Origin of the sequence: Nocardia sp. NPDC051052 (assembly GCF_044456045.1) — a bacterium.
In the GTDB taxonomy this organism is placed as follows: domain Bacteria; phylum Actinomycetota; class Actinomycetes; order Mycobacteriales; family Mycobacteriaceae; genus Nocardia.
In genome coordinates this window covers 508,443-522,963 of the sequence record NZ_JBITFL010000005.1, presented here as the reverse complement: position 1 = coordinate 522,963, position 14,521 = coordinate 508,443, and the positions used below count along the sequence as shown (strand labels likewise).

The 14,521-nt window shown below is 65.6% G+C and carries 8 protein-coding genes; all 8 read right to left on the bottom strand.

What is annotated here, in order from left to right:
- Positions 1 to 2: 2 nt before the first annotated feature.
- Entirely contained in the window at positions 3 to 5,810 is a 5,808-nt protein-coding gene (locus tag ACIBCN_RS20180) for an SDR family NAD(P)-dependent oxidoreductase (RefSeq protein WP_396993101.1), read from the bottom strand.
- A gap of 11 nt (positions 5,811 to 5,821) precedes the next feature.
- Positions 5,822 to 7,990: an MMPL family transporter gene (locus tag ACIBCN_RS20175; RefSeq protein ID WP_396993100.1), complete on the bottom strand. Its 2,169-nt coding sequence runs from the start codon at positions 7,988 to 7,990 to the stop codon at positions 5,822 to 5,824.
- Complete coding sequence (locus ACIBCN_RS20170) at positions 7,987 to 8,634, bottom strand: HAD-IA family hydrolase (RefSeq protein ID WP_396993099.1); 648 nt, start codon at positions 8,632 to 8,634, stop codon at positions 7,987 to 7,989. Before ACIBCN_RS20170 ends, ACIBCN_RS20175 begins: the two co-directional genes overlap by 4 nt.
- A gap of 10 nt (positions 8,635 to 8,644) precedes the next feature.
- Complete coding sequence (locus ACIBCN_RS20165) at positions 8,645 to 9,577, bottom strand: TIGR03621 family F420-dependent LLM class oxidoreductase (RefSeq protein ID WP_396993098.1); 933 nt, start codon at positions 9,575 to 9,577, stop codon at positions 8,645 to 8,647.
- A 9-nt stretch (positions 9,578 to 9,586) separates the two neighbouring features.
- Positions 9,587 to 11,215: an FAD-dependent monooxygenase gene (locus tag ACIBCN_RS20160; protein ID WP_396993097.1), complete on the bottom strand. Its 1,629-nt coding sequence runs from the start codon at positions 11,213 to 11,215 to the stop codon at positions 9,587 to 9,589.
- On the bottom strand, positions 11,212 to 12,264 hold the full coding sequence (locus ACIBCN_RS20155) for an AfsA-related hotdog domain-containing protein (RefSeq protein ID WP_396993096.1): 1,053 nt from the start codon (positions 12,262 to 12,264) through the stop codon (positions 11,212 to 11,214). The genes ACIBCN_RS20160 and ACIBCN_RS20155 overlap by 4 nt, the downstream gene beginning before the upstream one ends.
- 69 nt (positions 12,265 to 12,333) lie before the next feature.
- A complete protein-coding gene (locus tag ACIBCN_RS20150; protein WP_396993095.1) occupies positions 12,334 to 13,068 on the bottom strand; it encodes an alpha/beta fold hydrolase in 735 nt (244 codons plus the stop codon).
- A gap of 84 nt (positions 13,069 to 13,152) precedes the next feature.
- Positions 13,153 to 14,514, bottom strand: coding sequence for an NAD(P)/FAD-dependent oxidoreductase (locus ACIBCN_RS20145; protein WP_396993094.1), 1,362 nt, complete (start codon positions 14,512 to 14,514; stop codon positions 13,153 to 13,155).
- Positions 14,515 to 14,521 lie beyond the last annotated feature (7 nt).

Sequence of the window (14,521 nt, the reverse complement as noted above, 5' to 3'; positions counted from 1 at the left end):
ACTCAAGCCACCCCCATGTCATTGTCGATCATGTCGAAAAGCTCACTGACCGAGGCCGATTCGATCGACGATGGCGGTTCGCCCGCGGACGTTGCGGTACTCAGCTCACGGACCAAATCTGTCAGGCCGGCCAGCGCGGACGATCTGGCGTCGACATCCAACGCCTGTACGTGGCGACGCAGGTCGGCCAGCGCCCCAGCCACGACGCCATCTCGATTCGCCCGATCCCGCTGCCGTAGCTGTGCTGTCACGTGCTGTGCGAGGCGAGTGACCGTCGGGTGATCGAAAACCACCGATACCGGCATGGACAGCCCAACGCTCGCGTTGATTCGGTTGCGCAGTTGCAGCGCTCCCAGCGAGTCGAGTCCGAGATCCTGGAACGATCGGTCAACGGAGAGCGATGGGCCATCGCCGAAGCGCAGCACTGCGGCGATCTCGGTCCGGACGAACCGGGTCACCGCGGCATCCCAGTCCGAATCCGGTTGGTCCGCCAGGTTTTCGAGCGGGCTGGCCACCCGGTCGATACGCTCCTCGCCCCGATCCGGCAGCAAGGTATCGAACATCGGCGCCAACCCGCCCGACGCTCGGTCCGCCAGCAGTGCCTGCGTATCGATGGATGCCGCGATTATCGTCGCGTTCGGCTGTCCGACCGCGACATCGAACATTCGTACTGCCTCCGGCGTGCGCATGGGCGCCAGGCCGCGATCGGCAAGCCGCGCGACGCCGCCACCGGCAAGATGCTCTGTCATCGCCGAGGCGTCCTCCCATAGACCCCAGGCAATCGACGTGGCCGATAGTCCCTGGCTGCGGCGTAGCCGGGCCATGGCGTCCAGGAAGGAGTTCGCCGCGGCGTAGTTTGCCTGTCCGGCAGCGCCGATGACACCGGCGAGCGATGACATCAGCACGAAGAACCTCAGGTCGAGATGTTCGGTCAACTCGTGCAGGATCAGGGTTCCGGCAATCTTCGGCCGCAATACCCTGGCCAGTTGATCCTGGGTCAGTGTCGCGATCAGGCCGTCGTCGAGCACGCCCGCCGAGTGGATCAGACCGGCCAAGGGGTGCGCCGCGGGGATGGCATCGATGATCTCGCTCATCGCGTTCTTGTCAGCGACATCGCAGGCCGCCATCGTGACTACCGCCCCGGCGGAACGCAGTTCGGCGGCAAGGGATTCGGCGCCCGCCGCGTGTTCCCCTCGCCTGCTCACCAGGACGAGGTGGCGGGCGCCGCGATCGACCAGATGGCGCGCGATCGCGGCGCCGATTCCGCTGGTTCCGCCCGTGATGAGAATCGTCGTCTCGGCGTCCGGCTGAACGCTTTCGGTCGAGCGCCGTGGCTCGGCGAACAGCCTTGCCACCTCGACCGATCCGCCGCGTACTCGGATCCGGGGCTCGGGCAGTTCCACGATCGCGGGCAGCAGGTGGGTGCTCGCCGGATTGTCGAGGTCTACCAGGGTGAACCGCCCCGGGTGCTCGGATTGCGCACTGCCGACCAGCCCCCACAGCGCCGCCGCGGTGAGTGATGCCTGCGCGCTCGACTCGGTAGCCCCCTTGGTCAGCAGGACCAATCGGGCATCGCTCAGTCGTTCGTCAGCGAGCCAGCGCTGTACGAGGTGGAGCCCGGCGAGCAGTCCGGCTTCGACCGCATCGGCGGATCGATCCCGGGGTTCATCGAGCTGGACGAGGACCAGCTGCGGTGCGGCGGCACCCTGGTCCATGGCGTCGATCAACGGGCCGAGACCGTCCCAGCGATCGACATCGATTCCAGCACACTCGAATTCACCGGTCGGATCGATGACGGCCCAGCGACGGCCAGGAGACGGCTCGATCGGGCGGGTCACCGGAATCCAACGCAGGCTATGAAAGGGCTCGGCGGGCGAAGCTACCGCCGCCGACAACATGGCGGCAGGAATAGGTCGCAGCGCCACTTCCCCCACCGATAGCACCGGTACCCCGTTCTCGTCGGTCGCGGTCAGCGAAACCTGACGGTCACCGGTCCGGCAGATGCTGGCACGTAGCGAACTGGGTGCTTCCAACGGCCGCAGGGCTCGAATATTGCGCCAAGAGAAGGGGATCCATACCTCTTCCGGATTCCGATCCACCGCGCCGTGCTCGAGCGCGACGTGAAATGCGGAGTCGAGCAGCGCGGGATGCGCCACGGCATACGAGCTGCCGAGCAGTTCACCGGACAACTCGACTTCGGCGAACAGCAATTCGCCGGTATCGCCCTCCGCCGACCAGGCCTCGCGCACATTCTGGAACGCCGGTCCGTAGCCGAGCCCCTCGCGCGCGAGGTCGCCGTACATCGTGCGGATATCGATCGGTGTCGCCTGCGCAGGCGGCCAAGCCGCCGAGGACCCGGGGTTCGCCTCGAGCAGACCTGCGGTCTCGGCGATGATGCCTGTCGCGTGTCGCTGCCAGCTCGGTCCGCTCGCGCCCGCGGCGCCACTTTCGGTGGAATGGATGGCCAGCGCTCGTTTGCCGGTCGAGTCGGGCGCTCCCACCCACACTTGAATCCGGACGGAGCCCGAGTCCGGGAGTGGTAACGGAGCTTCCAGGTGCAGCTCTTCGACCTCGTTGCCACCGACTGCGGCAGTGACATAGGTGGCCAGTTCGACGAAGGCGGTGCCCGGCACGAGAGCGGCACCGCACACACGATGGTCCGCGATCCACGGATACTCCGCCTGCGACCACGTTCCGGTCCACACATGACAACCCGGCTCGGCTGCCAATTTCAAGGTACCGGTCAACAGCGGGTGCGGTACCGAACTCAACCCGAGTTCCGACGGCACCGCGCCACGGCCGGGCCGGACCCAGTATCGATCACGATCGAACGGATAGGTCGGCAAGTCGATGCCCAGATCCGATCTTCGCGGATAGGCGCGTTGCCAGTCGACCGCCCCGCCATCGGTGTAGAGCTTCGCGACCGATCCGAGAAATGCGGTCAGACCCCCATCGTGCTTGGTGACCGTTGCGGTGACCTGAATCCGTCCCTCGCGACTCGGCGCGTTCTCGATCGTCTCCTCGATCGCCGAAACCAGCACAGGATGCGGGCTGATCTCGATAAAGGTGCGCACACCGATATCGATCAGACGAGAGACGGCCGACTCGAACCGAACTGTACGGCGCAGGTTTCGATACCAGTACCTCTCGTCCAAATCAGCTGTGTCCAGCAGGTTCCCGGTGACACTGGAATAGAAGGCCGCCTGGCCGCTACGCGGCGAGAGGCCCGACAAAGCTCGTACCAGTTCGGTCTTGAGCGGCTCGACATGGGCGGAGTGTGACGCATAGTCCACCGGAATCCGCCTGGCGCGCAACCCTTCCCGCTCGCATTCGTCGAGGATCGCGGTCAACGCCGAGCGCTCGCCGGAGATCACCACCGAAGTCGGACTGTTGACAGCGGCGAGGGACACCCCGGCGTGCCGATCGATCCGCTCGGCCGCGGCGTCGGCCGACTCGGCGACCGATATCATGCCGCCACCGCGGGCCAGCTCGGCGATTGCCTTGGCACGCAAGGCCACCACCGCCGCGGCATCGTCGAGAGACAGGCCACCGGCGATATAGGCCGCCGCGATCTCGCCCTGTGAGTGCCCGACGACGACATCGGGCGCTACCCCATGGGAACGCCACAGTGTCGCGAGAGATACGAGAACGGCGAACAACACCGGCTGCACGACATCGACCTGTTCGAAGGAGGCGTCGTCGCCGTCGCGAACAATCGCCTCGAAATCCGCGGGCGGGCGGTCCAAGTGCGGCGCCAACGCGACCGCACAATCATGGAACGTCTGCGCGAAGGCCGGCGACGAATCCAATAGCTCCACCGCCATTCCGCGCCACTGCGAACCCTGGCCGGGGAATACGAACGCGACCTTCCCCCGCGGGGCGCGGGCGTCCCGGCTGGACTCGTCGGTGCGGAACGGGGTTACCAGCGGGCTCAGTCCGGCGAGCAGTTCGCCTCGACCGGTGCCGACCACAACGGTGCGATATTCGAGCTGCTGCTCCTGGGCCGCGAGCGCACTCGCGATCTCGAGCGGGTCTACTTCCGCTCGGTCGCTGAGGAATTCGGCCAACAGCCGACGTCGCTCGGACAGGGCAGCCTGTGTTTTCGCACTCAGCACCCAGGCGACCGGACCGGCTGGCACTGCCGCATCGTCGGGGGTGGCCGGTGGCTCCTCCAGAATCAGATGGGCATTGGTACCGCCCACTCCGAACGCGGAGACTGCGGCCCGACGTGGTTGCGCTCCGGGTGCCCACTCGACCGCATCGTGCAGCAGCGACACACCGCCGCTCGACCAATCGACATCCGGGGTCGGTTCGGCGGCGTAGAGACTGCGCGGCAGCATGCGGTGGCGCATCGCGAGGAGCATCTTGATGATGCCACCGACGCCTGCCGCCGCCTGGGTGTGACCGATATTGGACTTCAGGGACCCGAGCAGCAGCGGACGATCACTCGGGCGTTGGCGGCCGTACGTGGCGAGAAGCGCGCGCGCCTCGATCGGATCGCCGAGCGGTGTGCCCGTACCGTGGGCTTCGACAACGTCGACGTCGGCACCCGTCAAGCCCGCATTGGCCAGCGCCTGCCGGATGACGGCTTCCTGCGCTCCGCCTCGCGGGGCAGTCAAGCCATTGCTGCGTCCGTCCTGATTGATGGCCGATCCGCGAACCACGCCGAGGATTCGCCGGCCGTTGCGTTGCGCGTCACTGAGCCGCTCGAGCAGAACCAGTCCCATGCCTTCCGACCAGGCCGTCCCGTTCGCATCGGCGGCGAACGATCGACATCTCCCGTCCGGCGACAGCGCCCGGTGCTTGGTGAACTCCAGCCACATATTCGGCGTCGTCATCACCGTGACGCCACCGGCGAGCGCCAGCGAGCATTCACCCGATCTGAGCGATGCGGCCGCCAGATGGAGCGCGACCAGCGACGAGGAACATGCGGTGTCGACCGTTATCGCGGGGCCCTCGAACCCGAATGTGTACGCAAGGCGACCGGACGCGACGCTACCCGCCGTGCCCGTCCCCCAATACCCTTCGACTTCCGCTCTCGACGATTGCGCGACCCATGCGTAGTCGGATCCGCAGAGACCCAGAAATGTCCCGGTTTGGCTTCCGGTGCGGGACGACATCGGAATTCCGGCGTGTTCGAAGGCTTCCCATGTTCCCTCCAACAGGAGCCGCTGCTGGGGGTCCATCGCGAGCGCTTCGCGGGGGCTGATCTGGAAGAACTCTGGATCGAATTCGCCGATACGGTCCAGGAAGCCGCCGGATCGGACGTAGGTGGTTCCGGAATGGTCCGCGTCGGGGTGATACAGCGCCTCCAGATCCCAGCCTCGGTCGGCCGGGAACCCGGTGATCGCATCGGTACCGGATTCCACCAGCCGCCACAGGTCTTCGGGCGCGGCAACCCCGCCGGGGTACCGGCACGCCATACCGATGATGGCGATGGGCTCATCGGTCGAGGCGGTGGCGACCTCCTCGGTCCGGCTCCGCTGCGGCATCGCCGGATCACCGACACCGCCGCCGGCAGCGTCCGAATCGAAGTGCGAATACAGGTACCAGGCCACAGCGGTAGGCGTCGGATGCTCGAAGAGGAGCACGGCGGGGATCTCGAAACCCGCTGCAGCCGAGAGGCGTCGGGTGAATTCGACCGCCGCCAGCGACGTATAGCCGTAATCGTGGAAGGGACGGTCCACCTCGACGGCGGTACCGCCGTCGAGCATCTCGGCCGCGATGTCGCACACCTCGGCGAGCACCGCATCGAATCTCCGCGACGGTTCGACGGTTGCCAGCCGAGCGGCGAGCGAAGTGCGATTCATCTTGGGCTCCTTCATATCTCGACTTCGACGCGGGCTGGCGCGTGCTTGCCGGGGAACCACCAGTTCCAGCGCCCGAACAGCCGCATGGCCGCCGGAACGAGCACCAGACGCACCACTGTCGCGTCGACCGCGACGGCAACCGCGCACCCGAGTCCCAGGCGCTGGGCAGACGGGAATCCCGTGAGGACGAACGCGATGAAGACGAGCACCATCAGCAGGGCCGCGCTCGAGATCGAGCGCGCCGAGGCGGCGAGCCCCTCGGCGACGGCCCGCGCGTTGTCCCCGGTGGCCTCCCAACCTTCACGGATCCTCGACAACAGGAAGATCTCGTAGTCCATGGACAGACCGAAAGTGATGGCCAGAATCAGGGGCGGCGTAATCGTGTCCACCGTTGGCGCGGCCTGGATTCCGAGCCAGGACAGCCAGCCCCATTCGAACACCATCACCAGCACGCCGTAGGCGGCAGCCAGCGACAACAGGTTCATGGCGATTGCCTTGGCCGCCAGGACCGGCGAGCGCAATATCACCATGAGCAGTGCGAATCCAGCGATCACGATGAACGCGACGATCCACCACATCGCCTGCGACACCAGATTGTCGAAGTCCATGATGGTGGCGGTGGTCCCGCCGACGAGGGCAGTTGCCCCGGCGATGTCGCCGAGCGCGTCTCGCAATTCGGTGACTGTGGCTCGCGCCGAGGATGATTCGGGATCCGACGGGAGAACGGCCTGGATCAGTACGCTCTTCCCACTCGTGCCAGTGGTCGTCGACACGCCACCATCGACGCCGTCGATGGCTTGAATGATCCGCTGGGCTTCCGCTACCGATGGGCTGTCGGCAGGCAGCGAATCCGAGTCGCCCGCAGCGGTCACCAGCACTTGAACCGGGCTACCCGTGCCGGGACCAAGCACCGATCCCGCGAGTTCGGTACCTTCTCGCGCTTGATTGGTGTCCGGTAGCTGACGCAGCACGCTGTTGCTCATCTCGAGCCTGGTGGCGGGCAGTGCGAGTGCAAGCAACAGCGTGGAAGCGGCGAGTACGAACAGCACCGGACGGCGCATCACGGTGTCCGACCATCGCATCCAGAAATCGCCGGCCCCGGCGGGATCCCGTCGGATTCGAATCCGGTTGCGGCGCGGTTTGATTGCCGCAAATCGCGCGCCGAGCAGTGTCACGATGGCGGGCACCAGCGTGACCGTGGCGGTCATGGCCACCACGACGACCGTGATGGTGCCGATCGCGATGGACCTCAACGCCGTCGAGTCGATGACGAACAAACTCGCCAGGGCGAGAACGACCGTGCAACCGGAGAGCACCGCCGCACGTCCCGAAGTCAGCATCGCGGTTCGACGGGCTTGCTCGATCGTCGCGCCGCCCTGGACTTCCGAGCGAAAGCGGACGAGCACGAACAGCGTGTAGTCGACGGCGACCCCGATACCCACCATCGACACCGCATTCGATACGAAAATCGACATGCTGATCACCTGGGCGAGCAAGTAGGTGATCCCCCCGGTGACGACAACGGCTGCCATGGCGACCCCGACCGGAAGCGCCATGCTCAGCAGAGATCCGAAGACCAGCAACAGAGTGAGCGCGATCAGGGGGAAAGCGAACAGTTCCCCCTTGGTGACGGCGTCGGTCGTCTCGGATTGCACTTCCGCGTACAGCGCGCCCTGCCCGGTCAGATAGGCCTGAACGTGACCGTCGGCCAACTGCGCGGGTTTGTGGTGCTTAATACCCAATCGTTTCGCGATTTCCTTCGCGATGTCGATCGACGAATCCTGGCCGCCGGTGACGATCAGGGGGATGACGCGGATATCCGGATGCTGCTGCCCTGTCGCCGGAGACGAAGGGGCGATCGAGACACCGGACAGGTCGCCGATACGCGAGACCGTCTCGGCTCGAGCCGGTTCCAACATCAGCGCTTGCCCGGTGTCCGCCTGTAGAACCACCGCGAGTGTCGCCGACGCCGCCGCGGGAAAGTCCGACGAGATCCGCTCGTCGACACGCTGAGACTGACTTCCAGGCGCTTCGAAACCGCCACTTGTCAAGTGCGCGTTCTGATTCGCGGCCCCAGCGGCCGCCAGCGCTATCAGGATCACCCAGACGGCAACCGTGGACCACGCATGGCGCTCCACAAAGGAGCGTAAGCGATCCATCACCACGTCAACCCAATTCACAGACCAACCGCCTCTCTGACACGCGCAATCGCGTCGTCGGTGTCTTTGAACTCGATAGCCTGCCAGCCGACCTCGACGGCGCCGCGGCAATTGACCGCGAGGTCATCGATCAGCACGCACGACATGGCAGGCACCGATGCTCTCGCAGCACAGAGTTCGTAGATATCGCGATCAGGTTTGCGGCACCCGACTTCGAAGGAGAGAACGACCTCGTCGAACAGTTCGGGCCCCACGATCGCGCGCCAGTACGGAGCGAAGTCCGGCGGCATGTTCGACACCATGCCGACGAATACGCCCTCGGCGCGCAGCGTCCGCACGAAGTCGATCATGGCCGCGTTCGGCGGTCGCTCGGCGAACCAGAGCTCGGCGAACCGCGACAGGTCGACGTTCGTTCCGAAATCACGCGCCAGCAATGACTCCATCTTGCGCACCCACTGGACACCGCTGAGCAACGGGGTATCCAAGGGCAGCATGATGTCGTCGGTACCGAACTCGCGGGCCACCGCGAGCATCGATGGCATCAGATGCTCAGGGCGCACCCGGATGTTGGCACAGAAGGTAGTGAAAGTATCGGCGATGGGGGCGGTGAGCACGCCCGCGAAATCGCACCAGACCGCCGGTCTCTGATTCCCGCCGTTACTCATCGAAGTCGACCTATCTTCCGGTCAGTCGGGCTACGACGGGGGCGAAGGCTCGCGCCGCGCCATCGGAGACCACCCAGTAGGTGAATCCCCAGCGTTCGCGATGCTTGATCAGTTGGTCACAGATCTCGTCAACACTTCCCACCAGCGCCATCGGCGTGGCGCCGAACTCGTCCTCGGTCATCCCGATGGCCTTCGCATAGGTCCGCACGGAGGCTTCGCGATCGGTGGTGATCCGGCAGGTCACCACCAGGCATTGGAGCTCGATGTCGCCCCACCGATCCCCGGCCGCATCCCGGATCCAGCCGATTCGCTCGTCGAACGCATCGTCGACCGCGGCGCGGCCCGCACCGGAATCCATTCGGCCCGAGGACATCTTGGGATTGACACCAACGATGTCGGCCGCCCTGGCAGCGAGGGTCAGCATCCGCTTTCCACCACCACCTATCAGGATCGGCGGGTAGGGTGCCGAAACTGGTTGGGGATGACCGTAATTCGTGCTCACCGCGTAGTGCGCGCCGGTACGCCGCACCGAGGCGGTGGCCCAGATATCCTTCATGATGGCCAAGCTCTCGCCCAGTCGATCGATTCGCTCGGCCGCGGGATCGAACGCCACTCCGGCAGCGCGGTAGTCCATTTCGCGCCACCCCGCACCGATACCGAATTCGACTCGGCCGCCGGACACGACGTCCAGGGTCGCGATCTCCTTGGCGAGCACAACGGGATTCCGGTAGTCGTTCGCGAGCACCAGGGTGCCGACCGTCAAGCGCTCGGTCGCCTCGGCCGCGACCGTCAGCGCAACCAGCGGACCCCATTGGGTATCAAGGTGATCCGGTATCAACAGGCTCGAATAGCCGAGCGCCTCGACCTCGCGGGCCTTGTCTCGCCACGCGCCCGCGGTATACGCCCCACTCGCCTGCACGCCGAACCGAAAAGTTCTGCTCAAGATCCCCCCTCACCGAGTCGCGGCAGCCAAGGGCGCCGTCGAACCGAGAACCTGATCTAGAACACTATCGAATTCCGGTGCCCTCGCCAGGCTTCGCCGACCGGCGAGTCGTCCGTCCGGGCGCACCAGCAGGACGGCTGGCTGGTCGGCAGCCAGCTCGTCGTGCACGACGCCGCCGGCGTCCACGTGCTGCTCGATGCCCGCGAGCGACAGCGCGATTGTTTCTCGACCGAGCACGACGGGAGACACCAAACCCTTGTGCCGAGCTTCGAAATGCTTTGCGATGCGCTCGATCTCGGGAACGTCTGACTGCCGCACCCCGACGACCAGTGCCGTGAACCGCCCCGGCTTCAGTAGATCGTGAACCCGAACGGTCGCCGAGCCACCGGAAATCGCCACATCGGGCACGCGGCGCCCGGCCTGTGCGGACGTGGCCTTGTCGGAGCCCGGCAACGACTCGACCGGATAACTGATCGAGAGCTGTGTCAATGTCGGTACGAGCAGCCGGTCCAACAGGCCGGTGATGGTGCCGAGACCCAGCAGCGCGTCACGGAGTTGCCGTAAGACACGCGGCCGGATGGTGGCCAACTTCGTCTGGGAGGTGGCGGCCTGCATCGCGAGGGATGCCCCGTGCAATCGTTCCTTCTCGTAGCTGTCCAGCAGGGACTCGCCTGCGACGCCTCGGCAGACCAAGGCGAGTTTCCAGGCCAGATTGCAGGCGTCCTGAATGCCGCCATTCATCCCCTGCCCGCCGAGCGGGCCGTAGCTGTGCGCGGCATCGCCGGCGATCAGGCACCGGCCCGACCGGTACCGCGAAGCTATCCCGGTACGCACCTTGACCGTGGCGACGCCCCAACCGGCGTCGCGTAGCTCACGCACCCGAATCCCTGAGCCGGTCCGACGATCGAACAGTTCCTGCACATATTCCAAGGTCGCGGTGCGACCCTGCTCGCCGTGCACCGTCGCCGCCAACCGGAACGAGCCGTCCGGAAGCGGTGCTATGAGAGCCATGCCATCGGGATGGAAGTAATAGTGACCGGCATCGGTCGACGCGCGTTCACCGAAGACATCGACGATCATGAACGTCTCGGGTGCCTCCTTGGTATCGAACGGGATCCCGGAAAATTTCCGCACAGCGCTGTGCGATCCGTCGGCGCCGACAACCCACCCTGCCGTCACCGACTCCTCGGAGGCACCGTCCGCGGTGGCCGCTGTCGCGATGACGCTGTCGGCGCGGACGTCGAGCGCTACCAACTCGGCACCGCGCTCGACAGTGCCACCGAGCTCGGTCAACCGGTGCTCGAGCACCTCCTCGGTCGCCGATTGCGGGACCGACAACATGAACGGAAAGCGACAGTGCCGCACGGTCGCCGCCGAGATCTTCGCGGTTCGCCGTGCGCCGGATTGAAAGTAGGCGTGCCCGCAACGGACACCGCGCGCCACCAACGGCTCCGCCGCACCGAAATGGTGCAGCACCTCCAGCGCACGGGCGGAAATGCCGATCGCGCGGGAGGCCTTCGTCGAGCTCGTCGACTTGTCGATTATTCGAAACGAAATCCCCTGGGAGATCAGCTCGCAGGCGAGCGTCAGCCCGGTCGGCCCGGCCCCGACGATCAGCACATCGACACGCTCATTCATGACCGTTCTCCGTTCGCGATTCGGCCGGCATCCGACCTGAACTCCACTTCCATTGCGACAGCGCCGATTTGCTTGCTCAACTGCACCACCGTGGCATCGACCTGATACGTATCTGCGGCATCGAGCGCCTTGACGGTCAGTTCCAGCTCGGTGGGTACGTCGAGCTCGGCAAACCCGTCGAACGCCGCGCGGCCGCGGGTCACCATCGGCACACCGCCCGCCCTATTTACACCCGTGGCACGCGATACGCTCCAGGTAGCTGCTTGGCGTACCGCCTCCGTTATCAGCTGCCCCGGAACATGATCCAGTGGGTGATCGAAGAACGCCGCGTCATTCAGGTCTACCAGCACCGAAATACGGGCGATCCCAGCGAGTTCGGCGACAGCTCGGATCGCTACGTGCCGCGGCGAGTCTCGCCCGACCAGCTCGGGTGCGGGAACCTCACCCACTGGCACCGTGACCGCACGCTGGCCGAGCTGAGCTCGCGACATCGCCCGGACCAGGGCGAAGTCGGACTCTGCCGCGAACATCAGCGACCCGGACATGGTCATGGCCGGTGTGTCACCGATCAGCAGCACAGTCTCGAAGGTCAGCCCATTCGGCCCCTCGGCCGCGTTCAGCGGCGTCAATGCGAACAGCAGAATCCCTTCCAGCGGGTTTCGCCGATCATCGCGGAACGCATCGGGACTCAGCGCGGCCATATCGAAAGACCGTGCCACCATGACGGTTTCGGGCGCGATCTCGAAGAAATCATGCCCGGACATGATCGCGGCCTGGCGGACGGCTTCGGCAGCCATCAAGGTGTCGTGATATTCGTAATGCCCGTCCGACCAGAGCGAATGCGCCCGCGGCAGCTGCACCGCGATCACGAACAGCTCGGGTGCGACGCGAGCGCGGTCGCATACGAACACTTCCGATACTGATCGGCGGTGCGTCAGTTCACGGGGAACGGTCTGCCGATGATCGACCAGCTTCCGCAGCTCGCCAACTCCTCGATCCGCCGTGCCGAACCTATCGAGGATCCGATGCTCGAGTTTTGCCGAAACCATGCTTTCCCCGTTTCTCACGTCACCGCCGACAGCACCGCGTCTGTCCGCGGCTCTACCTTGTTGCCATGCTCAGGCCGAAGCTGCTTCGGCCGCAGTGGCTTCCGTATCCGCGGCGGCGATGCCGAGCAGGATTTCCGCCACCAGGTCCGGGCGTTCGAGGTGGGCGAAGTGATTGGTCGGCACCTCGTGCACTTTGCCGGTACGGGCGGCGTGTGCGCGCTGCGCCGAAACCGGCACGTCCGCGTCGAACTGCGTGATGATGTAGCTGGAGGCAACGGTGCGCCACGCCGCACCGCTCGCGATTTCGGTGAAGGATGCGACCGACTGGCGGGTCAGCCTGCTCACCGCCTCCTCGGTCATCTCCGGGGTCGGCAGGCTCTCGAGCACGCGGCTCTTGAAGTGCTGCGGACCTTCGCTGACCGTGCCGTCCTCCCGGATGTCGAGCTCCGGAACTTGATCCTCGGGAATGAACCCGCAGTCCACGACCGAAGTGCCCTCGGGCACCACCGCGCTGATGTAGACGAGATGGTTCACGCTGGGCTGATCGACCGCGGCAGCCGAGATGACCGCCCCGCCATAGGAATGCCCGACGAGGATCACCGGCGTAGCGACGTCCGCGATGACCTTGCGGACCGCGTCGACATCGTCGGAGAGCGTCCCGAGTGGGCCCGCAGGGCCGCAACTCGGCAAATCGACGGCGCGGCTTTCGATTCCGTGTGCGCGAAGCTTCTCCGCGACGAAACTCCACCACCACGTGCTGTCGGAGATGAATGCACCGTGGACGTAGACAACCACTGGTTTCATGGTGTTTCGAACCTTTCTGATGAGTGCCGACGTCACGGCCGACGCCGAATTCGCCTCGTCCGGAGGGGCTCCCGACGAGAAGTGCTATGGGCGGGCAGGCAAGCGGTCCTGGACACGCATTTCCACGTCGTGCATCCTGGCCTTCAGCCAGGCGACCGGCTCAGCGGGATACAAACGATGTTGCGGCCCAACGAACATCAGGTCTGTGTAGGTGGTCTCGCGATCGAGAACCAGATCTCGCATCACCTTCCCGACCGTGTTGGTGAAGGCCACCCCGTTGCCGCAGTAGCCGTGCGCGTACAACGCCCCGTCGCGAAGACGACCCACGTGCGGCACCAAGTCCGGGGTCATGTCGATACATCCTCCGTACGCGTGGGTGACCCGCAGATCACGCAGCATCGGGAAGTACTTACCGAGCAACCCGGTCAGGTATCGCTGCGGACGGCGAGCGCGCATATGCGTGTCCGCCATGTCGCGGCCATAGTGATACGGAACCGGACCACCACCGACCAGCAGCCGGTTCTGTGCGGTGAGGCGGGCGAAGGCGATCAGATTGCGGGCTTCCACAAAGCCCTCACGACCTGGCCAATGCAGGCTCGCCAGCTGCGTCGGTGTCAACGGCTCGGTGACGATGGCGTAGCTCCACATGGGCCGCACCATCGCTCGCAATTCCGGGAACTGGTGCTGGTAGGCATTGGTCGCGTATACGACACGGCCGGCCGATACCGCTCCCAGCGGGGTTCGAACGCGAAAGCCGGAGGGCCCCTTCGCCACGCTCAGCGCCGGCGACCGCTCGAAGATCTCGACCGCTTGGGCCCGCACGACCCGGCTCAAGCCGCGCACCAGGCGATGCGGATTCACCATCGCCCCACCGACTTCGAAACCGCCCAGCAACGCGGGGCTGTCGACGCGAGCTCGAATCCCTCGCGCGTCCAACAGTTCGGGCAGCGAGCTGGCGCCCAAACGATCGATCAGGTCCAGGTCACGTTCCAACGTTCGCAGTTGTCGCGCGTTCGTCGCGACGTTGAGATACCCGGTCGGCTCGATCTGGGCATCGATCCCGTGCTTGGCCGCGAACCGCTGCACCTCGAGGATCGACTTCCCCACCACCGTGTAGGCGAGCTTCGCGCGATCAGACCCGTATGCCTGGAGCAGACTCGTCAGGTTGTGCCCGATCGTCGGTGTCATGAACCCGTCACCGTGACCGGAGGCTCCCGAACCCGCGTAGTCGGACTCGAGGACGACGATCCGGAGTCCGGGTTCCGCCTTCTTCAGGTAGTGGGCCGTCCACAGCCCGGTGTAGCCACCGCCGATAATGCAGACGTCCGCGGCGTGCTCGCCGGACAGCGACGGACTGTAGGAAACTTCCTCGGTCTCGCGCCAGAAGACACCGTAGGTGATTCCCCGCTCGCCAACGGCCGCTCGGGTCGGTACTGAAGCAACCACCGGGACT

Excerpts from the sequence above, each read along its gene's own strand:
- ACIBCN_RS20180 (WP_396993101.1), bottom strand. The coding sequence starts at position 5,810 with ATGAATCGCACTTCGCTCGCCGCTCGGCTGGCAACCGTCGAACCGTCG.
- ACIBCN_RS20170 (WP_396993099.1), bottom strand. The coding sequence starts at position 8,634 with ATGAGTAACGGCGGGAATCAGAGACCGGCGGTCTGGTGCGATTTCGCG.
- ACIBCN_RS20160 (WP_396993097.1), bottom strand. The coding sequence starts at position 11,215 with ATGAATGAGCGTGTCGATGTGCTGATCGTCGGGGCCGGGCCGACCGGG.
- ACIBCN_RS20155 (WP_396993096.1), bottom strand. The coding sequence starts at position 12,264 with ATGGTTTCGGCAAAACTCGAGCATCGGATCCTCGATAGGTTCGGCACG.
- ACIBCN_RS20150 (WP_396993095.1), bottom strand. The coding sequence starts at position 13,068 with ATGAAACCAGTGGTTGTCTACGTCCACGGTGCATTCATCTCCGACAGC.